Genomic DNA, 4,120 nt, shown 5'->3' with positions numbered 1-4,120 from the left:
ACTTCGACACCCTGCGCAAAAAAGGCGGACTGTCCGGCTACCCGTCGCGTGCCGAGAGCGAGCACGACTGGGTGGAGTCCAGCCACGCCAGCTCGGCGCTGTCCTACGCCGACGGGCTGGCCAAAGCGTTCGAACTGACCGGGCACCGCAACCGCCATGTGGTCGCGGTGGTCGGCGACGGCGCACTGACCGGGGGGATGTGCTGGGAGGCGCTGAACAACATCGCCGTGGCGCGCCGGCCGGTGGTCATCGTCGTCAACGACAACGGCCGCAGCTACGCCCCGACGATCGGCGGTTTCGCCGAGCACTTGGCCGCGCTGCGACTGCAGCCCGGCTACGAGAAGTTGCTGGAGAAGGGTCGCGGCGCGATGCGTGGCATGCCGGTCGTCGGTGAGCTGGGCTATCACGTGATGCACAGCGTCAAGGCCGGGCTGAAGGACGCGTTCTCCCCGCAGCTGCTCTTCACCGACCTTGGTGTGAAGTATGTCGGCCCGGTCGACGGCCACGACGAACACGCCGTGGAGTCCGCGCTGCGCCGTGCCCGCGGTTTCTGCGGGCCGGTGGTCGTGCACGTGGTCACCCGGAAGGGGATGGGTTACGCGCCGGCTGAGAACGACGAGGCCGAGCAGATGCATCAATGCGGCGTGATCGACCCGGCGACCGGGTCGGCCGCCACGGTGGCGGCGCCCAGTTGGACGTCCGCATTCTCTGACGCGCTCATCGAGTACGGATCCACCCGTCGCGACGTCGTCGCGATCACCGCCGCCATGCCCGGTCCTACCGGGCTGACTCCATTCGGGCAGCGGTTTCCGGACCGGATGTTCGACGTCGGCATCGCTGAGCAGCATGCGATTACGTCGGCAGCCGGGCTGGCGATGGGCGGGCTGCACCCGGTGGCGGCGATCTATTCGACGTTCCTCAACCGCGCCTTCGACCAGATCATGATGGACGTGGCGCTGCACAAGCTGCCGGTGACGTTGGTCCTCCATCGCTCCGGGATCACCGGAAACGACGGGGCCAGCCACAACGGCATGTGGGATCTGTCGATGCTGGGGATCGTGCCCGGTATGCAGGTGGCCGCTCCGCGCGATGCCACCCGTCTGCGTGAAGAACTCGGTGAGGCGCTCGACATCGGCGACGGGCCGACGGCGATCCGGTTCCCCAAAGGCGATGTGTGTGAAGACATTCCGGCAGTGCAGCGACACTCCGGGGTCGACGTGCTCGCTGTTCCCGCCGACGGGTTGACCACCGACGTGCTGCTGGTGGCGGTCGGCGCGTTCGCGGCGATGGCGTTGGCGGTGGGCCGGCGGCTGCACAACCAGGGCATCGGGGTGACCGTGATCGACCCGCGCTGGGTGTTGCCGGTCTCCGACGTGGTGGTCGACCTGGCCGGAAAGCACAAGCTGGTGGTCACGCTGGAAGACAACGGCAGCAGCGGCGGGGTGGGGTCGGCGGTGTCGGCGGCGCTGCGCCGCGCGGAGATCGACGTACCCTGTCGCGACGTCGGGTTGCCGCAGCGGTTCTACGACCACGCCTCGCGTGGTGAGGTACTCGCCGAGGCAGGACTGACCGAGCAGGACGTGGCCCGCCGGATCACCGGCTGGGTCGCCGCCCTGGGCAATGCCGTAGTCACCGAGTCGGAGATCAGCGAACACCTGGACTAACGGTCGGCTGCAACGCCGCCGCCAGGACCGGGACCACCAGCTCACGCTGCCAGGCCCGGGCCTCGCCAGTGCGGAGAAACTCTTCGATCGCCACAGCGACCGCCGCGGCGTCGGGGCCGACTCCCGGTTCCCAGTCCCAGCAGAGCCGTCGTATCAGGTCGGGCGCCACCAAGTTCTCGGTGGGCACCCCCACCTGCTGCGACAGCTCACCCAGCGCAGCGCGGGCCGCCTCCAACCGGGCGGCGGCCTCGGGCTTGCGTCTGACCCATCGGGTCGCCGGGGGAGGGCCGTTCTGGGGTTCGGCCGTTTCGGGCGGATCGGGGTTCTCGCGCGCCGCGGCCAGCCCCGCCAGCCAGGTCCGGGCGTTCCGGCGCTGCCTGGGCCCGCCGAATCCCGGTAGTTTGATCAGGTCGTCGACGGTGGTGGGGTCAGCCGCTGCCGCTGCGATGATCGCCGAATCGGGCAGGATGCGGTGCGGAGCAATGTCGCGGCGCTGCGCGATCCGGTCCCGCACCGTCCACAGTTCACGGACCGCGGCCAGCCCACGCGGGCCGCGCACCTTGTGAATTCCTGATGTGCGCCGCCACCGGTCCCGCCTGGTCGAAGCGGCGACACTCCTGGCACTAACCGCCCGCAGGTAATCGAATTCCTGTGTGGCCCACTCGCTTTTGCCCTCCTCGGCCAGCACCTTGGCAATCGCTCGACGCAGTTCGATCAGCACCTCGACATCGAGCGCCGCGTAGTTGAGCCACGCCGGCGGCAGCGGACGTTTGGACCAGTCGGCTGCGGCGTGACCTTTGGCCAGGCTCAACCCCAGCAGCCGCTGCACCATTGTTGCGAGATTGACCTTTTCGAAGCCGGCCAGGCGCCCGGCCAGCTCGGTGTCGTACAGCGCCGGTGGCCGCATGCCGACCTCGGCCAGGCACGGCAGATCCTGGTCGGCGGCGTGCAGAATCCATTCGTCTTGGCCCAGCACCTCGGCCACCGGCCGCAGCACCGTCACCGGGTCGCCCGCGTCGCCGACCGGGTCGATGAGCACCGTGCCCGCGCCGGCGCGCCGGACCTGGATCAGGTAGGCCCGGTTGGAGTAGCGAAAGCCCGACGCCCGCTCGGCGTCCACCGCGAAAGGCCCGTGACCACCGGCCAGCAGTTCTGCGGCCGAGCGGACCTCGGCAGCGGTGACCGACACGTTCGGTATGCCGCCAGCCGGGTGTGTCAGCGGCGTCGGCTCGGGTTGTGCGCTAGCCGAACCCGACGGGTCAGAGTCCATGGTCAGACCCGGGTTCGTGCGCCCAGGTCGGTCACCCCCGCCGGCGGCAGCCCCGCCGCGTGTTCCAGCACCGCGCAGAACGCATGGACGTGCGCGTCGAGTTCGGGGGTGGTGGCGGTCCAGGATGCCCGCAGCTCCAGCTGATGTCCGCGCGGCGGCCCGGATATATCGCCGTAGCGCACCGACGTGGTCGCGGTGACGGTACCGCCGAGTGCGGTGACGTGCTCGGTGCGCGACTCCAGCGCTTCGACCAGCCAGCTCCAGGCCACCTCGGGCAGCAGCGGGTCGATTGCCTCCTGGCAGTCCAGATCGGCCTGGATGTAGGCCACCAGTCGCATGGTGCCGTTCCAGGCGTCGATGCCGTCAGGGTCGTACAGCAGGATCAGCCGCCCGTAGGTGTCGCCTTCGGATTGCTCCGGGACAGTCTCGGCCTCCGGGTGTTTGACCTCTGCGCCCAGCGCATAGCTGTACGGCGCGAGGCGCTGCGGCGGCCGGATCGGGCCCAACTCGATCTCCGACCGCACAACTGCGGCGGACATGGCCTGGACCGCTTCGCGAAACGGGGCCGGCTCGGCTGACGTCACGTGCCGCTCCTCCTCATCGCTTCGTCCCCTGGGGTCACAACGTTTCACGCTAGCCTCGTCTACTGACAGGCCGGGACAGGCGCGCCGATCCAGGGAGGCTGGCCGGCTAGCTGGTGGAGTCCTCGCTGCTCAGAACGGTGGAGGGTCGTCGTCGGGGTCGTCGGGCCCGGCGCGGGCTTGGGCTTGGGTTTGGCGTTCGGTGTGGTTTTTTCGGCGTTCGGAAGCGATGTAGCGGGCGCGGTTTTGGGCGCGGGTGCGGCGGCGTTGGGGCATCACGGCGGTGCGGTCGGCGCAGCGGTCGGGGCAGTGGTCGGTGGGCGGCTCGGGTGGGTCCAGTTGGGCGGTGGGCGCGCACAGCGCGGGAAAGAGCAGGGCGCTGCCCGGTGTGGTGACATAGCTGTGCCCCGACGGGGATGTCCAGATCACCGTCCCGTCTGGCAGCTGCTTGTCCTGCCAGCCCCAAAACGTCTTGATCAGGTGGTCTCGCCTACACATTGCCTTGAGGTTGGAAGCATGGGTGGGTCCACCATCGGCGTGGGCGATCGTGTGATCGAGGTCGCAATTGATGGCCGGCTCGTCGCAACCGGGAAACCGGCAGGTCA

At 69.3% G+C, this 4,120-nt stretch carries 4 protein-coding genes; 1 reads left to right on the top strand and 3 read right to left on the bottom strand.

Annotated elements, in window-relative coordinates; genetic code table 11:
• Positions 1 to 1,664, top strand: a 1,664-nt coding sequence (gene dxs / locus AC2VOP_RS04380; RefSeq protein WP_486959811.1) for a 1-deoxy-D-xylulose-5-phosphate synthase, incomplete at its 5' end; no start/stop codon positions are given.
• On the opposite strand, the gene AC2VOP_RS04375 is transcribed toward dxs, so the two are convergent.
• From AC2VOP_RS04375 to AC2VOP_RS04365, 3 genes are all read right to left on the bottom strand, one after another.
• Entirely contained in the window at positions 1,645 to 2,934 is a 1,290-nt protein-coding gene (locus tag AC2VOP_RS04375; RefSeq protein ID WP_486959810.1) for an HRDC domain-containing protein, read from the bottom strand. The genes dxs and AC2VOP_RS04375 overlap by 20 nt on opposite strands.
• Before the next feature lie 2 nt (positions 2,935 to 2,936).
• Positions 2,937 to 3,518, bottom strand: coding sequence for a DUF3000 domain-containing protein (locus AC2VOP_RS04370; RefSeq protein WP_486959809.1), 582 nt, complete (start codon positions 3,516 to 3,518; stop codon positions 2,937 to 2,939).
• Positions 3,519 to 3,647: 129 nt separating this feature from the next.
• The coding region (locus AC2VOP_RS04365; protein ID WP_486959808.1) for an HNH endonuclease signature motif containing protein at positions 3,648 to 4,120 on the bottom strand (473 nt) is incomplete at its 5' end.

The organism is Mycobacterium sp. TH-M106 (assembly GCF_057473765.1).
The sequence above is the reverse complement of the archived record's forward strand: the minus strand, read 5'-3'. Positions and strand labels throughout refer to the sequence as shown.